Below are 14,734 nucleotides of genomic sequence, written 5' to 3'. Positions count from 1 at the left end.
GAGCGCGGGAACGATCGGTTGGGGACGATCAGGTGCCTACATTCAGGGTTTGGGGTCGGCCTTGGCCTGTACCGTCACCCACCACTGGGTGTGCCGTTCGATCTGCACCGGCAGGGTCGGCAGCAGGGCGGTCAGCGCCAGGTCGGTGTCGTGCAGCGGGAAGCTGCCGGTGATCCGCAGGTCGGCGACCTTCGGATCGACGCCAAGGTGGCCGCGGCGATAGCGGCCGAGTTCATCGAGCATGTCCGCCAGGCGCATGTTGTCGACCACCAGCATGCCGCGGGTCCAGGCGTCGGCCCCGGGATCGAGGGTTTGCAACGGGCCGAGGCGATCGTTTCGCATCAGTACCTGCTGGCCTTCATGCAGAATCTGTTCGTCGTGTTGCAACTCGGGCCGGGCGGCCACTGCCGATTGCAGCACGCTCAGGCGGGTGCCGTTGTCCTCGCGCTTGACCAGGAAGCGTGTGCCCAGGGCGCGCATGCGCCCGTCGCCGGTTTCGACGATGAACGGACGGGCGTCGCCGTGGCCGGTCTCGATCAGGATCTCGCCGTCGCGCAGCACCACCCGGCGGGTCTTCTCATCGAAACGCACGTCCAGCGCACTGTGGGTATTGAGCTGGATGACGGTGCCATCGGCCAGGTGCAGGGTACGCTGTTCGCCGGTGGCGGTACGCTGGTCGGCCAGCCAGTAGTCGATCGGCAGGTAGTGGTTGCCCAGCAGCAGGGCCAGGCCGCAGGCCAGCATCACGCTCGCCAGGCCACTGCCGAGCTTGCGCATTCGCCGGTGCGCGCTGTCGCGGGATTTCAGCAGGGCACTGCGCGCCGGTGCGCTGGTGCCACTGAAGCGCTGGTCGAGCATGCCCAACTGGCTCCAGGCCCGGGCGTGTTCTTCGCTGGCCGCGTACCACTTCTCGAACTCGGCCTGTTCCACCGCGCTGCGGCCGCTGCCGTCCAGGCACAGTTGCCAGGCAATCGCGGCGTCGAGGACGCGGGCGGACACCGGCTTGTTATTGAACGGATTCATGTCGGTTCGCCATACAGTGCGATGTAGCACTGGCGAATGCCCTGGGCCAGGTACTGGCGCACACGGGGGACCGAGACACCGAGTTTTTCCGCGATCTCGGCGTGGCTCAGGCCCTCGAGGCGGTTATAGAGGAAGGCGGAGCGAGCCTTGCTCGAGAGCTTGCCGAGCATCCGGTCGATCGCCTTGAGATCCTCGAGGATCAGTTGCTGATCTTCCAGCGACGGTTGTTCGTGTTCCGGCAGCAGCATCAGTTCGTTGAGGTACGCCTGCTCCAGCGCAGCCCGACGGAAGTGATCGAACAGCAGCCCCTTGGCAATCGCCACCAGGAACGCCTTGGGTTCGCGCGGAGCCTTGAGCTCGTCACGACCGAGCAGGCGGACGAACGTGTCCTGGCTCAGGTCTTCGGCGCGTTGTGGACAGGCGATGTTGCGTCGCAGCCATGCCAGCAACCAACTGCGATGGTCGCGATACAGGGCGCCAACAAGCTCATTGTGCGGGCTTCGGACTGACGACACGGGGATTACCGACAGGAAGTTTAAATTAACGAGAACTATTCGCGATTGTGTCAGGGCGCCGGGAAAGGTGCAATGGCTGCTGGTCGGATTGCCATCATGCAGGCGTGGTAGTCGGTGCCGGCCTCTTCGCGGATAAATCCGGCTCCCCCCCTCTTGAGTTGCTCAAAAAGTCCGTGAGCAGCGCCGAGCTCTGTGGGAGCCGGCGGTCCGGCGCCCCGGTTTATCCGCGAAGAGGCGCCGCGTAGTTTCAGAATGAAGGCGCCTGCTGCCGTCGTTTCCATTGGCCCAGCCGCTGTTGCAGTTGCAGCGGGCTGTCCAGTTGCTGCTGGCGTGCGCGGCTGAACAGGATCAATGCCAGTTCGGCGGTGGCCAGGGCGTCGGCGCTGGCATGGTGACGTTCCTCGACCTGCAACCGGAAATGGTTGATCCAGTCATCCAGCCCGGCTTCGCGGAAGTTTGCCTGGGGACAGAGCAGGGGCGCCAGGTCGGCAACATCGAGAAACGGATGCTGCAGGCGATAGCCCAGGCTTTCCTTCAGGGCGCGGCAGAGCATGTGCTGGTCGAACGGTGCATGGAAAGCCAGCAGCGGGCTGTCACCGACGAACGCCATGAAGTCCAGCAGCGCCTCGACCGGGTCGCTGCCGGCGGCCAGCGCGCTGGGTCCCAGGCCATGGAGCAGCACGCTGGGGCTGACGGTCCGTTCGGTGCGCTGCAAGGTGCGCTCGAACGACTGGCCGAGGTCAATGGCGCCATCCTCGATGGCCACCGCGCCGATCGAGATCACCTGGTCGCGATTCAGGTTGAGCCCGGTGGTTTCCAGGTCGACCACGACCCAGCGCTGTTCGCGCAGCGGGCATTCGCGCAACGGTGCCGCGGTGGGTAACCGTTGCAGGCGTTGCAACTGCCCGGCATCGAGTTGCGGCGCGTTGGCCTTGAACCAGGAGAACAGCTTCATAGCTGGTACCGCAGGGCCAGGCTGGCTTGCAGGCGCTGGGCCTGGCGCAGCGACTCGCGCAGGATGCGCCGGTCCAGGTGGTTGAGGCTTTCCGGGTCGACCCGGTTGGAGTAGGGCAGGTTGCTGCGGGTCTGCAATTGGTGCTGCTGCATGCGAGTCTGCTGGATGAAGTGATAGGCCTCTTCATAGGCGGCGCCGTCGAGGGGGTCGATCACTTCCCGGGCGACCAGTTGCTGCAGGCGCTCCAGGGTATTGTTGGCTTCGATGCCGTTGGCCAGGGCCAGCAGGCGGGCGCCGTCGACGAAAGGGGTCAGGCCCTGGACCTTGAGGTCGAGGGTCGCCTTGTCGTTGCCCTTGCGGCTGAGGACGAACTCGCGGAAGCGCCCCACCGGCGGACGGTTGCGCAAGGCGTTCTCGGCCATCATCCGCTGGAACAGGCGGTTGTCGCCGACCTGGGCAAGAATGCCCTGGCGCAGTTGCTGGCAGGCCTGTTCCTCACCCCAGACCACCCGCAGGTCGAAGTAGATGCTCGAGCCCAACAGGTTTTCCGGCGTGGCTTCGCGGATGAAGGCGGCGAAGCGCCGGGCCCATTCCGCGCGGGACAGGCACAGCTCGGGGTTGCCGGCCATGATGTTGCCCTTGCACAGGGTGAAGCCGCACAGCGCCAGGCTCTGGTTGATCTGCTGGGCCAACGGCAGCAGCTTGCCGCGAATCTCGGCGGCATGGGCGGCATCGCGGGCCTCGAAGAGGATGCCGTTGTCCTGGTCGGTGTGCAGGGTCTGCTCGCGGCGGCCCTCGCTGCCGAAGCACAGCCAACTGAACGGCACGCCGGGGTCGCCACGCTCGGCCAGGGTCAGTTCGATCACCCGGCAAACGGTGTGGTCGTTGAGCAGGGTGATGATGTGGGTGATCTGGGTCGAGGAGGCGCCGTGGGCGAGCATGCGCTCGACCAGTTGGCCGATCTCGCCGCGGATCGTCACCAGGTTTTCCACGCGGGCGGCGGTGCGGATGGTCCGCGCCAGGTGCACCAGGTCGACCCGTTGCAGGGAAAACAGATCGCGCTCGGACACCACGCCGCACAGGCGCTGATCCTTCACCAGGCAGACATGGGCGATATGCCGCTGGGTCATCGCGATCGCCGCGTCGAAGGCGCTGTGCTCCGGCGTCAGGGCGAACGGGGCCTGGGTCATGTGCCGGTCGATGCTCTGGCTGAAGTCGCTGATGCCGTCGGCGACCACCTGGCGCAGGTCGCGCAGGGTGAAGATGCCCAGCGGCGCCTTGGCGTCATCGACCACCACGATGCTGCCGACCTGCTGTTCGTGCATCAGCGTCACCGCCTCGCGCAGCGGCGTGAACGGGCTGCAGGTCACCGGGTGGCGCATGGCCAATTCGCCGAGGCGGCTGTTGAGCGAGTACTGGGTGCCGAGGGTTTCCACAGCTTTCTGCTGCACCTGCTGGTTGACCTGGTCGAGCAGGCTGCTGACGCAGCGCAGGGCAAAATTGCGGAAGCAGTCGGACAGCGAGAACAGCTTGATGAACGCCGGCTTGTTCAGTTGCAGGCAGAAGGTGTCCTCGCCCGCCAGGTGTTCGGTGCGGGTCGCGCGCTCACCGAGCAGCGCGGCGAGGGGGAAACACTCGCCGGTGGTGATTTCGAAGACGGTCTGGGTACCGCCCTTGGCCGTGTGTGGGCGCTCGCCGACGATGCGCCCCTGCTTGACGATATAGAAATGCTCCACCGGGCCGTCGCCGGGCTTGATGATGCTCTCGCCCTGGCTGTAGAAGCGCAGTTGGCACTGCTCGACCAGATAGGCCAGGTGGGCCTGTTCCATCTGGTTGAACGGGGGGAATCGTTGCAGGAACTGCATGGTGCCGTGGATGTTTTGCAACACCGCGGTCTTCCCTGCCTGGGTGAAGGCATCTGCTTTGCTCATAACCACTACCGCTGTTGTCCGTTGTTGTTCTTGTCGCGAGCTGTCGCTGTTTTCACCCATGGTCGGACGCTTGCTGGCGGGTGCCCATTGGACGTAAGTCTAGGGTGCGCAGGAAAAATTCCTGATCATTGGCGGGACATCGCCGTGGTGGCCCCGCCGTTTTCGGAAATATCCTACAGTTAATGGGTCAGATTCTTGATGCTGAACCTCTTGGAAAACTTTCCGACGAAGTGCACATTGAGCAGCCGTATAGCGATGTCTGAGCACTGTGCCAGGGGATTGGCTGGCCAAGGGAAGCCTGAGAACCGTATGACCGACCACGATATTTTGAGCGATGCCGAGCGTGAGGCATTACTTCAGGTAATGCACGCTCCCCAGTTGCCACCGCAACGTGTGCTGATCGTCGATGACGACCAGGACGCGCGCGAGCTGTTGTCGGAGATCTTTGCCATCAACGGCATCCATTGCCTGACGGCGGCCAGCGGTAGTGCGGCCTTCGACCTGCTTCAGGACAACCGCTCCATCGGCCTGATGATCACCGACCTGCGCATGGCCGATGATGGCCTCGACCTGATCCGCAAGGTGCGCAGTTCGGAGCGCGCGGCGCTGCCGATCATCATCGTGTCCGGCAATGCCCAGGTGCGTGACGCCATCGATGCCATGCACCTGAGCGTGGTGGATTTCCTGCTCAAGCCGATCAATGCCGAGCACCTGTTGAAGCTGGCCAGGCGCGAGCTGGGCATGATCGCCTGATCCAGCGGGTACCATGAAAAAAGCCCTGGCCGTTACCGACCAGGGCTTTTTTGTTGCGCCACTGCGTGGTTACAGGCCGTTGCGGGCCTTGAACTCGCGGCGACGGCGATGCAGCACCGGCTCGGTGTAGCCGTTGGGCTGTTTGGTGCCCTCGACCACCAGTTCGACCGCCGCCTGGAAGGCGATGTTGCTGTCGAAGTCCGGGGCCAGCGGCCGGTACAGCGCGTCGCCGGCGTTCTGCCGGTCAACCACGGGGGCCATGCGCTTGAGGCTTTCCAGCACCTGGGCTTCGGTGACGATGCCGTGGCGCAGCCAGTTGGCGATGTGCTGGCTGGAGATGCGCAGGGTCGCGCGGTCTTCCATCAGCCCGACGTCGTTGATGTCCGGCACTTTCGAACAACCGACGCCCTGGTCGATCCAGCGGACCACGTAGCCGAGGATGCCCTGGGCGTTGTTGTCCAGCTCGTTGCGGATCTCTTCGGCCGACCAGTCGGTGTTGCTCGCCAGCGGGATGCTCAGGATGTCGTCCACCGACGCCCGGGCGCGCTTGGCCAGTTCGGCCTGGCGGGCGAACACGTCGACCTTGTGGTAGTGCAGCGCGTGCAGCGCGGCGGCGGTCGGCGACGGTACCCAGGCGGTGTTGGCACCGGCCAGCGGGTGGGCGATCTTCTGTTCGAGCATCGCCGCCATCAGGTCCGGCATCGCCCACATGCCCTTGCCGATCTGGGCGCGGCCCTGCAGGCCGGTGCTCAGGCCGATGTCGACGTTCCAGTTCTCGTAGGCGCCGATCCACTTCTCGGCCTTCATGGCGGCCTTGCGCACCATCGCGCCGGCTTCCATGGAGGTGTGGATCTCGTCACCGGTACGGTCGAGGAAGCCGGTGTTGATGAACACCACGCGCTCGCTGGCGGCCTTGATGCAGGCCTTGAGGTTGACCGTGGTACGGCGCTCCTCGTCCATGATGCCGACCTTGAGGGTGTTGCGTGGCAGGTTCAGGACTTCTTCGATACGTCCGAACAGCTCGTTGGTGAAGGCCACTTCCTCGGGGCCGTGCATCTTCGGCTTGACGATGTAGATCGAGCCGGTGCGGCTGTTGCGGCGCACGGTATTGCCGTTGAGGTTGTGGATCGCCGCGAGGCTGGTCACCAGGCCGTCGAGGATACCTTCGGGCACTTCGTTGCCGTGGCTGTCGAGGATCGCGTCGATGGTCATCAGGTGGCCGACGTTACGCACGAACAGCAGCGAGCGGCCATGCAGGCTCAACTCGCTGCCATCGAGAGCGGTGTAGCGGCGGTCGGCGTTCATGGTGCGGGTGAAGGTGGTGCCGCCCTTGGCCACTTCTTCCGCCAGGTCGCCCTTCATCAGGCCGAGCCAGTTGCGGTAGATCACTACCTTGTCATCGGCATCGACGGCGGCAACCGAGTCTTCGCAGTCCATGATGGTGGTCAGGGCGGCTTCCATCAGCACGTCCTTCACGCCGGCGGCATCGGTCTGGCCGATGGCGCTGGTGGCATCGATCTGGATCTCGAAGTGCAGGCCGTTGTTCTTCAGCAGGATCGCGGTCGGCTTGGCGGCATCGCCCTGGAAACCGATCAGTTGGGCATCGTTGCGCAGGCCGCTGTTGCTGCCACCCTTGAGGGCGACTACCAACTGGCCGGCGACAATGCTGTAGCCGGTGGAGTCGACGTGCGAGCCGGCTGCCAGCGGTGCGGCTTCATCGAGGAAGGCGCGGGCGAAGGCGATGACCTTGTCGCCGCGAGCCTTGTTGTAGCCCTTGCCCTTTTCCGCGCCGCCGGCTTCGCTGATGGCGTCGGTACCATACAGGGCGTCATACAGCGAACCCCAGCGGGCGTTCGAGGCGTTGAGGGCGAAACGGGCGTTCATCACCGGCACCACCAACTGCGGGCCGGCGGTGCGGGCGATCTCGTCGTCGACATTCTGGGTAGTGGCCTGGAAATCCGCCGCTTCTGGCAGCAGGTAGCCAATGTCTTGCAGGAAGGCTTTGTAAGCCACGGCATCGTGAGCCTGGCCGGCTCTCGACTGGTGCCAGGCATCGATACGGGCCTGGAAATCATCGCGTTTGGCGAGTAGGGCTTTGTTCTTCGGCGCCAGGTCATGGATGACCTTGTCGGCACCGGCCCAGAACTGGTCTGCGGTCAGACCGGTACCGGGAATGGCTTCGTTGTTCACGAAGTCGAACAGGACTCTGGCGACCCGAAGGCCACCGACTTGAACGTGTTCAGTCATTGCTTGCCTCACTCTGCTCAGCTATTCAGCTCTTCTATTTAAAGCCTTGCGTGCTTCTCTAAACACAGTACCAGAACATGCCCTCGCGGACGGCTGGGCTGGCCCCGCCAACCATGGCCGGTGGGGCTTTCCGTGATTTCACAGGCACTCGGGCGAACATCCATCCAAGGTTATGTAGTGCGTGCCGGGGCATACTACATGATGCATTGCGGTTGTGAAAATCAGACTAAATACGTCGTTCTGCGACCGATCGGTTCTGTCTGGTCACGCAGCAGACCTCAATGTTCTCAAGAAAACCATGGGTTGTTCCATATAAATATGAAAATGGTACACAATTTGTTGTGTGCGAATGCATGGATGCTTTGACCCATCCGAGGGTGTGAAGGCGGGTACCGTCGCGAAAGCGGCAAGCCGGTCATTGCCTATACTGGATCGATGAACTGCCAGAGGGCTTCCCCGTGGACCATCTCGTACTGACTGTATTCGCCCCGGACAAGGCCGGCCAGGTCGAACGGATCGCCCAATGCATCGCAGCCCACGGCGGCAACTGGCTGGAAAGTCGCCTGTCGCGCCTGGCCGGGCAGTTCGCCGGGATCTTGCGCATCGGTGTACCGGCCGAGGCCCACGATGAATTGATCGACGCCTTGCAGGCGCTCGCCCATCAGGGCATCCGCGTGCTGGTCGCCGAAAGCGGGATCGAGCAGTCCTGCACCTGGAAGCCCATCGCGATGGAATTGGTGGGCAATGACCGCCCTGGCATCGTGCGCGATATCACCCGCCTGCTCAGCGAGCAGGGCGTCAACCTGGAGCGGCTGGTGACCGACATGCGCCCGGCGCCGATGAGCAGTGAACCACTGTTTCATGCCGAGGCGATCCTGGCGGTGCCGCTGACCCTGTCCCTGGACACCTTGCAGGCCAGCCTGGAAGCCCTGGCGGATGACCTGATGGTGGAGTTGGTACTGCGCAGCGAAGGTTGACCCGGCTTATCCAAGTTAACCGGGGACGGGCCTGTGGATAAGCTGGGGAGACACCGCGCCCGGCCAGGCGGGCCGGGGCTTGCCGAGATTTGAGCAAAAAACGAGCAGTTTCAAGGGCTTGTGCACAAACGGCGTGGACCGGCTTGTGGATAACCTTGGGATGGAAGCCTGCAGCCCTTGTCGAGTGTGGCTTGCAGGCTTTTGTACGTTTTCTGATCAGCCGCGTTTGCGCAGGCTGAGCCAGATATCCACGCTGTAGACCACCAGGCCCGCCCAGATGAACATGAAGGCGGTGAGGGTGCTGGACGACAGGTGTTCGCCGAACAGCAGCACGGCTTCGAGCAGCACCAGGGTTGGCGCCAGGTACTGCAGGAAGCCCAGGGTGGTGTAGGGCAGGTGGCGGGCCGCCGCGTTGAAACTGACCAGCGGCACCAGCGTGACCGGACCTGCTGCTACCAGCCACCAGGCCTGGGGGCTGCTCCAGAATTCCAGGTGGGCGGTGCTCGCTTCCGGATGCAGCAGCAGCCAACCGAGAGCCAGGGGCACCAGCATCCAGGTTTCCACCACCAGGCCCGGGAGCGCCTGCACGGGTGCCTGCTTGCGAATCAGGCCGTAGAAACCGAAGGTCAATGCCAGCACCAGCGACACCCAGGGCAGGCTACCGACCAGCCAGACCTGCTGGGCCACGCCGATGGCCGCCAGCCCCACCGCGACCCATTGCAGCCGGCGCAGGCGCTCACCGAGCAGCAACATCCCCAGCAGCACGTTGACCAGCGGGTTGATGTAGTAGCCGAGGCTGGCCTCGAGCATGCGCCCGTTGTTCACCGACCAGACGTAGGTCAGCCAGTTGGCCGCGATCAGCGTGCCGCTCAGTGCCAGGATCGCCAGGCGGCGTGGGTTTTCGCGCAGTTCGTGCCACCAGCCCGGGTGTTTCCAGGCGGCCAGCAGCAGGCTGCCGAACAGCGCCGACCAGAGCACGCGGTGGATGATGATTTCCGTGGCCGGCACGCTGGCGATGGCCTTGAAGTAGATCGGGAACAGGCCCCAGATGATGTAGGCGGTGAGGCCGAGAATGTACCCGCGGCGCGGGTTGGCGGCTTGCATGCAGAGTCCTTGCTTGGGCTGCTTGAGAAAATTTCGATTTGATGGGGGTGAGGCTATCGCCACCCAGCAGGGCGGCATGCCGTTGGCTGGCGATAGCGCCCGAAAGGGCATCACCGAATCCTGCCACAACCGTCAGAATAATTTCAGCGGTTCTTCATTCAGCGCCGCGAGCTGTTCGCGCAACGCCAGGACCTGGTCGCCCCAGTAACGCTCGCTGCCGAACCACGGGAAGCTGCGTGGAAACGCCGGATCATCCCAGCGTCGTGCCAGCCAGGCGCTGTAGTGCAGCAGGCGCAGTGCACGCAGCGGCTCGATCAGCGCCAGCTCGCGGGGATCGAAATCGTGGAACTCGCTGTAGCCCTCGACCAGTTCCGAGAGCTGACCGAGGCATTCCTGGCGATCGCCGGCGAGCATCATCCACAGGTCCTGGACGGCCGGACCCATGCGGCAGTCGTCGAGGTCGACGATGTGGAACACCTCGTCGCGGCACATCATGTTGCCAGGATGGCAGTCACCGTGCAGGCGGATGTTCTGGTGCGGGGTTTCGCGGTAGACCTGTTCCACTCGCTTGAGCAGGTCGCGGGCCACCGATTCGTAGGCCGGTAGCAGGCTGCCGGGGATGAAGCCGCCGTCGAGCAGGGTGGCCAGGGCGTCATGGCCGAAGTTCTGCACGCCGAGCGCTTCGCGGTGGTCGAACGGACGGGCGGCGCCGACCGCGTGCAGACGGCCCAGCAACTGGCCGAGGCGATAGAGCTGGTCGAGATTGCCCGGCTCCGGGGCTCGCCCGCCACGCCGGGGGAACAGGGCGAAACGAAAGCCCTGGTGTTCGAACAGGCTTTCACCGTCGTGTTGCAGTGGGGCGACCACCGGCACTTCGCAGTCGGCCAGTTCGAAGGTGAAGCGATGTTCCTCAAGAATCGCGGCGTTGGTCCAGCGATGTGGACGGTAGAACTTGGCGATCAGCGGTTCGCTGTCTTCGATGCCGACCTGGTAGACGCGGTTTTCGTAGCTGTTGAGCGCCAGTACCCGGGCATCGCTGAGAAAGCCGAGGCTTTCCACGGCGTCGAGGACCAGGTCGGGGGTGAGGGTATCAAACGGGTGGGACATGTTGGCTCCTGCGGGCGGCAGGCGGCCGCGTCCGGCCAGCCATCTTAGCGCACGAGGAGCAGGAAAGGTGATCGAGTCCGTGGCGAGCGGGCTTGCCCGCGATGGGGTGCGGAGCGCCCCTGAAACCTGCTGGCGCGGCGTGTCAGGCTCAATGGGGTCAGCGGACTTGCGGCTGCTTTGCAGCCGAACGCAGGCAAGCCTGCTCGCCACAAAGGCCCATTGGCACAAGCGCCATGAAGACTCGCCCCCACCCTCCTGTGGCGAGCGGGCTTGCCCGCGCTGGGGCGCGGAGCGCCCCTGAAACCTGCTGGCGCGGCGTGTCAGGCTCAATGGGGTCAGCGGACTTGCGGCTGCTTTGCAGCCGAACGCAGGCAAGCCTGCTCGCCACAAAGGCCCATTGGCACAAGCGCTATGAAGACTCGCCCCCACCCTCCTGTGGCGAGCGGGCTTGCCCGCGCTGGGGCGCGGAGCGCCCCTGAAACCTGCAGACGCGGCGTGTCAGGCGCCGATGATCCCGCCGTCCTCACGCCGGATGGCCATCACCGACGACCTCGGCTTGCCATTCGGCAGGTGCTCGGGGAACGTCGAACCGCCAGTTTCACCCGGGTGCTGGATGCCGACGAACAGGGTCTTCTGGTCTGGCGAGAAACTGATCCCGGTCACCTCGCAGCCGACCGGGCCGACCATGAACCGGCGGATCTCACCGCTGGCCGGATCGGCACAGAGCATCTGGTTGTTGCCCATGCCGGCAAAGTCGCCGGCGTTGCTGTAGTCGCCGTCGGTGAGGATCCACAAGCGCCCGGCCTTGTCGAAACCCAGTCCATCCGGGCTGTTGAACATGTTCTGCGGGGTGATGTTCGACGAACCGCCCTTGGGTGTCCCGGCGTGTACGCCCGGGTTGCCGGCGACCACGAACAGGTCCCACTCGAAGGTCGTCGCGCCGTGATCGTTGCCAGCGGCATGCCAGCGCAGGATCTGGCCGTAGACGTTCTTCTCGCGCGGGTTCGGCCCGCCCACCGGCTGGCCGTCCTCGCCACGCTTGGCGTTGTTGGTCAGGGTGCAGTAGACCTGGCCATCGATCGGGCTGACGACGATCCACTCCGGGCGGTCCATGCGCGTGGCCTTGACCACGCTGGCGGCGAGGCGGGCGTGGATCAGTACCTCGGCCTGGCTGGCAAAGCCGTTGTCGGCATTGATGCCGTTCCTGCCGAAGCTCAGTTCGACCCACTCGCCCGCGCCCTTGGGCCGGTCCGGGTTGCCGTCGCCGTTGTCGAAGCGCGCCACGTACAAGGTGCCGTGATCGAGCAGGTCTCGGTTGGCCTTGGGGTTCTTGTGGTTGATCCGGTCGCGGCTGATGAATTTGTAGATGAACTCGCCACGCTCATCGTCGCCCATGTAGACCACCGCACGACCGTCACGGGTTTCGGCGACGGCGGCGTTCTCGTGCTTGAACCGGCCAAGGGCGGTGCGCTTGACCGGGGTGGACTGCGGATCGAACGGGTCGATTTCCACCACCCAGCCATGCCGGTTCAGCTCGTTCGGGTTCAGCGCCATGTCGAAGCGTGGATCGTGGGTGTGCCAGCCGATTTCCTTGCTGGCTGCCACCACGCCGTAGCGTTTCTGCGCGGCGTCGAACTTCTGCTCGGCATTGCTGCTGCCGAAGCAGTCGGTGAAGTTTTCCTCGCAGGTCAGGTAGGTGCCCCAGGGCGTCTTGCCGTTGGCGCAGTTCTGGAAGGTGCCGAGCACCTTGCGCCCCTGCTTGTCGGCGCGGGTCTGCAGCCAGGGGTGACCGGCCGCCGGGCCGCCGATGCGGATCGGCGTGTTGCCGTGGATGCGCCGGTTGTATGGCGAGCCCTGGACGAAGTGCCACTGGTCGTCCTTGCGCTGGATCTCGATCACCGACACGCCTTCGCTGGCCTGCGCCTTGTGCACGTCTTCCGGCGACTGCGGCTGGCCACCGTGGGCATAGAGGTAGCGGTAGTTGGTGTATTCGTTGTTGATCGCCATCAGCGCGCGGTTTTCGTCGCCGGGGAAGGGGAACAGGCTCATGCCGTCGTTGTTGTCGCCGAACTGGACCTCCTGGGCCTTGGCGGTACCGTTGCCGCTCGGGTCGAAGGCCGGGCCGTTCTTCTCCAGCGGCTGGCCCCAACTGATCAGGACCGAACTGGTGTAGCCGTTGGGCAGGCTCAGGCTGTCGCTGGTGGCGGCGGCGATGCTGTCGAAACCGAGCAGCTTGCCAGGCGTTGTGCCGACGCTGGCCGCCATCACGCTGCGGGTCAGCAGGTTGCCACCGAGGAACAGCGCCGCGCCGCACAGGGCGCCGGCACTGATGAAACCACGGCGGCTGAGGCCGACCATCTGCTCGAGGTCGGTGGATTGGTTCTCTTCTAATAGACTCATCATCAGGCTCCCTGCGGTTAGGCAGCCACCTTAATCAGCCCGGATGACGGAATTGTTGCAGTAAAAAGTCGAGATGTTTCGCCCGCTCATTGCTGCCTAAAGGATGACGCTCATCGTGGTAGGAGCGCGGCTTGCCCGCGAAAGCGTCAAAGCGGAGTGCCCAGCAGGACAAAGGACGGCGCGAACTGCACCCGCACCGCGCTACCGCCTGCCAGGCCGAGGGCCGCGAGCTTTTCCACCGCCGCCAGGGCGCAAAGCGTCTGCCCGTTCGGCAAGGCAACTCTGACTTCCGAAGGGCCGTTTTCGTCTTCCAGGATTTCCTCGACGAGACCGTCCAAACAATTGTGTCCAGGTGTTGCTGCGACGTCGGGTGCGAGCAGTTCCAGCCAGCCGGCCTTGATCAGGGCGACAACCTGGGTGCCGATTTCCAGCTCCAGCCGGAGCGTGCTGTCGTGGGTGATCTGCGCCTGCAGGGGTAGGCCGCCGGCCAGTTCCAGGTGCACCCGGTCATTGCGGCCGTGGCTGTCGACGGCGACGACGGTGCCGTGCAACTGGTTGCGGGCACTGGTGCGCAGCATCAGGCGTCCGAGCAGGTCGAGGTCGCTGGCGTCCTCGGCGGCTTCCAGTACCTGCGCCTGGATCGCCTGCAGGCGTTGATAGAGACGCAACACCCGCTCGCCCTCGGCCGACAGTTTCGCGCCGCCGCCGCCCTTGCCACCGACACTGCGCTCCACCAGTGGTTTCTGCGCCAGGTTGTTCAACTCGTCGATGGCATCCCAGGCGGCCTTGTAGCTCAGGCCCGCGCTTTTTGCCGCGCGGGTGATCGAGCCCTGTTCGGCGATGTGTTGCAGCAGGGCGATGCGCTGCGGGCGGCGGGCGATGTATTGGGTCAGCAGGACGGGCAGGGACATGGGTGGGCTTCGGGCGGTGGCATTGTCTTCGAAAAGTGCCCGCTGGCGCGCCAGGCGTCAAGCCGGGTCGCCAGGCTTGGGTGTGCGCGCCAGGCAATAGACATCGACGCGCCGGGCGCCGGCCTTGAGCAGCAGGCGCGCCAGGCTTTCAGCGGTGGCCCCGGTGGTCAGGACGTCGTCGACCAGTGCCAGGTGCAACCCCCCGACCGACGCCCCGGGGGCCAGGGCGAAGGCGTCGAGCAGGTTGCGCCGGCGTGCCCTGGCGTCCAGCTCCTGCTGGGCAACGGTGTCCTGGATGCGCAACAGGCGGTGCTCGTCTGCCGGGATCTCCAGGCTTTTGCCGAGCCAGGTCATCAGCATCGCGGCCTGGTTGTAGCCGCGCTGGCGCTGGCGTTTCACGGCCATGGGCACCGCCAGCAGCAGGTCCGGTCGAGGCAGTCCGTGCTCGTAGCGTTCGCACAGGGCCAGTGCCAGCAATTCGCCCAGCAGGCGACCCAGCGGCCACTGGCCCTGGTGCTTGAAGCGGGTGATCAGGGTGTCCACCGGGAAGTGGTAGGTCCAGGGCGCGATGACCTGGTCGAAGCTGGGCGGTTGCTTCAGGCATTGGCCGCAGTTCAGGCCGGCCATCGGCAGGGGCAGGGCGCAGGTCTGGCAATGCTCCAGCAGCCAGGGTAACTCGCTTTCGCAAGGGGAGCAGAGGGGGTAGGGATTGTCACTGGGTTCGTCGCAAAGCAAACAGATCTGGTTGTTCTTTAGCCAGTTGTAAACCTTGAGCTTGCAATGTGGTTGACAGTCCATGTCGCTTCCTTAA

12 protein-coding genes are annotated in these 14,734 nt (G+C 64.7%); 2 read left to right on the top strand and 10 right to left on the bottom strand.

Features of this window, described 5'->3' with window-relative positions; all coding sequences use genetic code 11:
- Positions 1–42: 42 nt before the first annotated feature.
- The 4 genes from HU752_RS29955 to HU752_RS29940 form a co-directional block, all read right to left on the bottom strand.
- Positions 43–1,023 (bottom strand): FecR family protein, encoded by a 981-nt coding sequence (locus HU752_RS29955; RefSeq protein ID WP_186684353.1) that lies wholly within the window; start codon positions 1,021–1,023, stop codon positions 43–45.
- On the bottom strand, positions 1,020–1,538 hold the full coding sequence (locus HU752_RS29950) for an RNA polymerase sigma factor (protein WP_186684351.1): 519 nt from the start codon (positions 1,536–1,538) through the stop codon (positions 1,020–1,022). The genes HU752_RS29955 and HU752_RS29950 overlap by 4 nt, the downstream gene beginning before the upstream one ends.
- A gap of 247 nt (positions 1,539–1,785) precedes the next feature.
- Positions 1,786–2,493 (bottom strand): 3'-5' exonuclease, encoded by a 708-nt coding sequence (locus HU752_RS29945; RefSeq protein WP_186684349.1) that lies wholly within the window; start codon positions 2,491–2,493, stop codon positions 1,786–1,788.
- Positions 2,490–4,424 (bottom strand): putative nucleotidyltransferase substrate binding domain-containing protein, encoded by a 1,935-nt coding sequence (locus HU752_RS29940; RefSeq protein ID WP_302471875.1) that lies wholly within the window; start codon positions 4,422–4,424, stop codon positions 2,490–2,492. Before HU752_RS29940 ends, HU752_RS29945 begins: the two co-directional genes overlap by 4 nt.
- Positions 4,425–4,733: 309 nt before the next feature.
- On the opposite strand from HU752_RS29940, the gene HU752_RS29935 reads away from it, so the two are divergent.
- Complete coding sequence (locus HU752_RS29935) at positions 4,734–5,177, top strand: response regulator (protein WP_186684337.1); 444 nt, start codon at positions 4,734–4,736, stop codon at positions 5,175–5,177.
- Between the two features lie 69 nt (positions 5,178–5,246).
- Here HU752_RS29935 and HU752_RS29930 read toward each other — a convergent pair whose 3' ends face one another.
- Positions 5,247–7,424 (bottom strand): malate synthase G, encoded by a 2,178-nt coding sequence (locus HU752_RS29930; RefSeq protein WP_186684335.1) that lies wholly within the window; start codon positions 7,422–7,424, stop codon positions 5,247–5,249.
- Between the two features lie 458 nt (positions 7,425–7,882).
- On the opposite strand from HU752_RS29930, the gene HU752_RS29925 reads away from it, so the two are divergent.
- Entirely contained in the window at positions 7,883–8,401 is a 519-nt protein-coding gene (locus HU752_RS29925; RefSeq protein WP_186684333.1) for a glycine cleavage system transcriptional repressor, read from the top strand.
- A 216-nt stretch (positions 8,402–8,617) separates the two neighbouring features.
- On the opposite strand, the gene rarD is transcribed toward HU752_RS29925, so the two are convergent.
- The 5 genes from rarD to HU752_RS29900 all read right to left on the bottom strand — a co-directional run bounded on the left by rarD (position 8,618) and on the right by HU752_RS29900 (position 14,721).
- Positions 8,618–9,505 (bottom strand): EamA family transporter RarD, encoded by an 888-nt coding sequence (rarD, locus tag HU752_RS29920; RefSeq protein ID WP_186684332.1) that lies wholly within the window; start codon positions 9,503–9,505, stop codon positions 8,618–8,620.
- 132 nt (positions 9,506–9,637) lie between these two features.
- Positions 9,638–10,612, bottom strand: coding sequence for a serine/threonine protein kinase (locus tag HU752_RS29915; RefSeq protein WP_186684330.1), 975 nt, complete (start codon positions 10,610–10,612; stop codon positions 9,638–9,640).
- Between the two features lie 498 nt (positions 10,613–11,110).
- Positions 11,111–13,012, bottom strand: coding sequence for a PhoX family protein (locus HU752_RS29910; protein WP_186685438.1), 1,902 nt, complete (start codon positions 13,010–13,012; stop codon positions 11,111–11,113).
- 146 nt (positions 13,013–13,158) lie between these two features.
- Positions 13,159–13,923: a TOBE domain-containing protein gene (locus HU752_RS29905; RefSeq protein ID WP_186685436.1), complete on the bottom strand. Its 765-nt coding sequence runs from the start codon at positions 13,921–13,923 to the stop codon at positions 13,159–13,161.
- Positions 13,924–13,980: 57 nt separating this feature from the next.
- Positions 13,981–14,721 (bottom strand): ComF family protein, encoded by a 741-nt coding sequence (locus HU752_RS29900; RefSeq protein WP_186685434.1) that lies wholly within the window; start codon positions 14,719–14,721, stop codon positions 13,981–13,983.
- Between the last annotated feature and the right edge of the window lie 13 nt (positions 14,722–14,734).

This window comes from Pseudomonas vanderleydeniana (assembly GCF_014268755.2).
In the GTDB taxonomy this organism is placed as follows: Bacteria; Pseudomonadota; Gammaproteobacteria; order Pseudomonadales; family Pseudomonadaceae; genus Aquipseudomonas; species Aquipseudomonas vanderleydeniana.
This window is presented reverse-complemented; position numbering and strand designations above follow the sequence as displayed.

Bases quoted from the DNA above. Each gene is read 5' to 3' on its own strand.
- HU752_RS29955 (WP_186684353.1), bottom strand. From the start codon at position 1,023: ATGAATCCGTTCAATAACAAGCCGGTGTCCGCCCGCGTCCTCGACGCC.
- HU752_RS29945 (WP_186684349.1), bottom strand. From the start codon at position 2,493: ATGAAGCTGTTCTCCTGGTTCAAGGCCAACGCGCCGCAACTCGATGCC.
- HU752_RS29940 (WP_302471875.1), bottom strand. From the start codon at position 4,424: ATGAGCAAAGCAGATGCCTTCACCCAGGCAGGGAAGACCGCGGTGTTG.
- HU752_RS29935 (WP_186684337.1), top strand. From the start codon at position 4,734: ATGACCGACCACGATATTTTGAGCGATGCCGAGCGTGAGGCATTACTT.
- HU752_RS29930 (WP_186684335.1), bottom strand. From the start codon at position 7,424: ATGACTGAACACGTTCAAGTCGGTGGCCTTCGGGTCGCCAGAGTCCTG.
- rarD (WP_186684332.1), bottom strand. From the start codon at position 9,505: ATGCAAGCCGCCAACCCGCGCCGCGGGTACATTCTCGGCCTCACCGCC.
- HU752_RS29915 (WP_186684330.1), bottom strand. From the start codon at position 10,612: ATGTCCCACCCGTTTGATACCCTCACCCCCGACCTGGTCCTCGACGCC.
- HU752_RS29910 (WP_186685438.1), bottom strand. From the start codon at position 13,012: ATGAGTCTATTAGAAGAGAACCAATCCACCGACCTCGAGCAGATGGTC.
- HU752_RS29905 (WP_186685436.1), bottom strand. From the start codon at position 13,923: ATGTCCCTGCCCGTCCTGCTGACCCAATACATCGCCCGCCGCCCGCAG.
- HU752_RS29900 (WP_186685434.1), bottom strand. From the start codon at position 14,721: ATGGACTGTCAACCACATTGCAAGCTCAAGGTTTACAACTGGCTAAAG.